This is a genomic window from Mycobacterium sp. (assembly GCF_049281135.1).
GTDB lineage: Bacteria > Actinomycetota > Actinomycetes > Mycobacteriales > Mycobacteriaceae > Mycobacterium.
Genome location: NZ_JBAPRN010000313.1, coordinates 1 through 3,587, shown reverse-complemented (window position 1 = coordinate 3,587; position 3,587 = coordinate 1). Strand labels below are relative to the sequence as shown.

At 65.9% G+C, this 3,587-nt stretch carries 1 protein-coding gene and 1 pseudogene; one reads left to right on the top strand and one right to left on the bottom strand.

Going from position 1 to position 3,587, the window contains the following annotated elements; genetic code table 11:
- The first annotated feature begins 210 nt into the window (after window positions 1–210).
- Window positions 211–1,599 (top strand): DUF2254 domain-containing protein, encoded by a 1,389-nt coding sequence (locus tag WAN02_RS12700; RefSeq protein ID WP_422264525.1) that lies wholly within the window; start codon window positions 211–213, stop codon window positions 1,597–1,599.
- Window positions 1,600–1,643: 44 nt separating this feature from the next.
- On the opposite strand, the pseudogene WAN02_RS12695 reads toward WAN02_RS12700, so the two are convergent.
- A pseudogene (locus WAN02_RS12695) lies at window positions 1,644–3,587 on the bottom strand (hypothetical protein); the annotation flags it as partial.

Sequence of the window (3,587 nt, the reverse complement as noted above, 5' to 3'; positions counted from 1 at the left end):
CGGCCACGCCGAGTGTTGCGGCCGAAATGGCGATCCCAGCTGCCAATGTCGCTAACGGCTTCATGATTTCTCCATTTGCAAATGAGGTTCGGATGCCGTGGCTCTATTGAATTAACGGGCGCATGCGGCACATGTTAGGCGCGATCTTTGAGTGCCAACGAATAATCCCTGGAATCGGCCAAAATTAGCTCCTTCCTCTAGCGTGGCTGCATGCTGTTTATTTCCGGGATGACTGTGTCGCAGTGGCGGCGCGAAGTACTGCGAACCAACTTCTGGCTGGTGCCGAGCTTGGAGGTGCTCGCGGCGATTGCGTTGTTCGCGGCCACTTTGGAGGTAGATCGTGCCGTCTACCACGGCACCCTCACACTTCCGGCATGGGTGGAGGCAGGCAGCGCAGATACGGCACGCGAGATTCTCCTAGCGGTGGCCGCAGCGATCATGACGGTCATCGGAATCAATTTCTCGGTCACAATCGTTACGTTGACGCTGGCATCGACCCAGTTCGGACCTCGGATGCTGCGCAACTTCATCCGCGATCGCGGTACTCAACTCACGCTGGGCACGTTTGTGGCGACATGCGTGTACTGCGTGCTTGTGCTGCTAGCTATCGGCCCAGCAGAGCACGGCGTATTCGTGCCGCACTTTTCCGTCAATATCGTATTCCTGCTGGTGCTGGTCGATCTGGCCGTGCTCATCTACTTCCTGCACCACATCGCGATCCAGATCCAGCTGCCCTTCGTCATCGCCAGTATTGCCCGCGATTTGACGCGCTACCTCGGGGTGCGAAAGCCCGACATCCGGATGGCCACCCCAGACGATCCGGATGACAGCAAGGAAATCGCAGCGCTGGTCGACACCATCAAGTCGTCAGGCGCGACGATGCGCACCCCGAAAGGCGGCTACCTGCAGGCCATCCGCTACGACATGTTGATTCGCGCCGCGTCGGCCGCCGATGCGGTGGTGTACATGCCCTATCGCCCGGGAAACTTCTTAGTGGAGGACGGTGAACTCGCCGCGGTGTGGCCGCCCGAGGCCGCCGACCGCATGAGCCGCCGCCTGAAACGCGCGCAGGTCACTGGGCCGGTCCGCAACCTCGCCCAAGATCCCGCCTTCGGCATCGACCAACTAGTCGAGATCGCCATTCGGGCACTCTCGCCGGCGGTCAACGACACCTACACGGCGCTGACGTGCGTAGACTGGCTCGGCAACACCTTGTGCAAGCTCGCGCGGGTGTGGACACCCGCACCGGCGTACTACGACCGCAGCGGCGCCATCCGGGTCATCTGCGAGCAGGTCACTTACGAAAATTTGGTGCAGCGGTCATTCGACAAGATCCGCCAGGCCAGCAACGGCATGCCCGCCTTGCTGATGCGTCAACTCGAAGCACTCAAAGCGATCATGGAGCAGACCACCGACCCCGACCAGGCGCGCGTACTTATGGACGAAGCCAATATGATCCAGCGCGCCAACCTCGAGTCGGTGCCCGAAGAGTCCGACCGCGTCGCCGTCGAACGCCGCTTCGACGCCGTAGCCAGCGTCTATGCCCGGCTGAGCGACTCTGCAGCCAATCATGTGCAACCGGAATACGACTTCACCTGACCGGGGGCTCAGCATCGAGGCGTCGCGATCCCTTGCGCGCCAGGTCAGTTGACCGCGCCGCGGGTCACCTGCGGCCCGGGTGCGGCACGATGCCGTGACAGCAGTCGCGCAGCTTGGCCCGGCGCACCGAGCTGCAGCATTGCGGCCAACGCCGTTTCCAGAATCACCTCTTGCTGCACGCGGCTGCCGCCGATCGAGGCAAGCCCGCCAAGCGATTCGAGGAGGTAGTCGAGCGCGGCGCGCGGCTCCCCTGCCGTCAACGCGATCAGGCCTTCGCCGATCAGACGCAAGGTCGTCAGCTGCGCATCGGTGGCACCCGGAACATTGATTGCCCGGATCGCGGCCGGATCATTCGCCGCGGCCAGGACCAACAGCGCATGAAACGCGATGAATGGCGTCTGCGGTGAAAACGCAAGCGAGCCAACCTCGTTGATCACTCGCATCGGGTCGGGTGGCGTGACCCAGTCCGGATGCAGACGTGCCCGCCACGCCAATGAACCCGCATCGACAAGGCAACGAACACCCTTGGAATGCGGCGGCGCGAGAAACGCGTTGTACCGGCGCGCGGCGGCGGCCGCGTCCCCCATCGCCAGCTCGTGCAGCGCGGCATGCCATTGGAAGTGGGGTAGGTAGCGCTGCGTGCTGCCGTCGCTCGGGATCCAGTCCGTCAGCCATTTCAACCCGGCCCCGTGCGCATCGGTCTCGTAATGCACGTGCGTCAGCGCATGCGCGGCATTGCCGTTGCCCGGATCGAGTTCCAGTGCGGCGTCGGCCAAATCGGCCGCGTCGTACCAGAGGCCCTGCTCGGTTCGGCCGTAGGCGCGCAGTCCGAGATACCACGGCGCCTCGCCGTGCACAGCGGTGAACCGCTCGACGTACTGCCAGGCATCCGGCAACGCGTCGCCGGCCCCGGCGAACGCGATCGACGGCGCCAGCACCAGCAATGCGACCGCGTCGTCGGGGATGCGATCGAGGTGGTCGATGAGTGCGTCGGTGCCCGCCTCGTTGCCCTTCTCGCACCAGGTCGCGATCGCCTCGACGTGGCTGCGGTCTTCGTCGCTGCCGTGCGCCAAAGCCGCACGCGCACGGGCGAGATGGCCGCTGACGGCGTCGGGGCCGCCGGCCCGGTCCGGCCGTTCGGTGGCGATCATCGCCAACGCGACGTGCGCGCGCGCATGTTGCGGGTCTTCGGCGACCGCGGCGGCGAAGGCGGTCGAGGCACGGTCTTGGACCGCGAGCAGACGACGCACACCTTCGGCATACGACGCGGAAGCTCCGGTCAACGTCGGCGCAGCGGTGACGAGCCGGGGCGCGCGCACCGGTTGGTGACGGGTGCCGTCGCCCAGCAGCTTCGCGATGGCCGCTGCCTGCGTGCGAATTTCGGGAATCGCGGTGGTTTCCCACTCCTCCCCCTGACGAATCGAGCCGACGCAGACGACGCCCGGGACCGTGTTTCCCGACCCGTCGATGAGATAGCCGTCTTCAGTGAGCCGCACCCCGACGCCGCTCGGGTGCAGCGACGCGACGTCCGCAGCCAATAGGTTGGCCCAGAGCGCAGAGCGTTGCAGCGACCGCCGGTCCCAGGCCGCGCCGGCAGCGACGACGACCGCGTCACCACGCCGGCGCACGGATCGGTCGCTGGTCGTCACCACCAGCTCAACGCCCTTGCGGCGCAACGACACATCGGCGACCTCACCCGCCTCGATGACCAGCTGGCCACCATCGATCGCCGCGTGGATCGCGTCGGCGATCGTGGGCGGCATCCGATGCCGAAGCACCTCCCACTGCCGCAGGTCCTCGCGCAGAAAGCGGCGCTGGTCCTCCCAGCCCAACGACTGCCAGAGCCGGGCGGTGCGCGGCCGCACCGCGTCGATGACCTGTCGCCAGTCGGCACCGCCTTCGCGAGCGTGCTCGAGGTCCGCGGCAAGCGCTTCGCGTAATTGCTCGAGCGAAACCTCGGCGGGCAGCGCGTCGAGGTGGGGCAACTC

Coding starts and splice junctions, on each gene's coding strand:
- WAN02_RS12700 (WP_422264525.1), top strand. CDS start 211: ATGCTGTTTATTTCCGGGATGACTGTGTCGCAGTGGCGGCGCGAAGTA.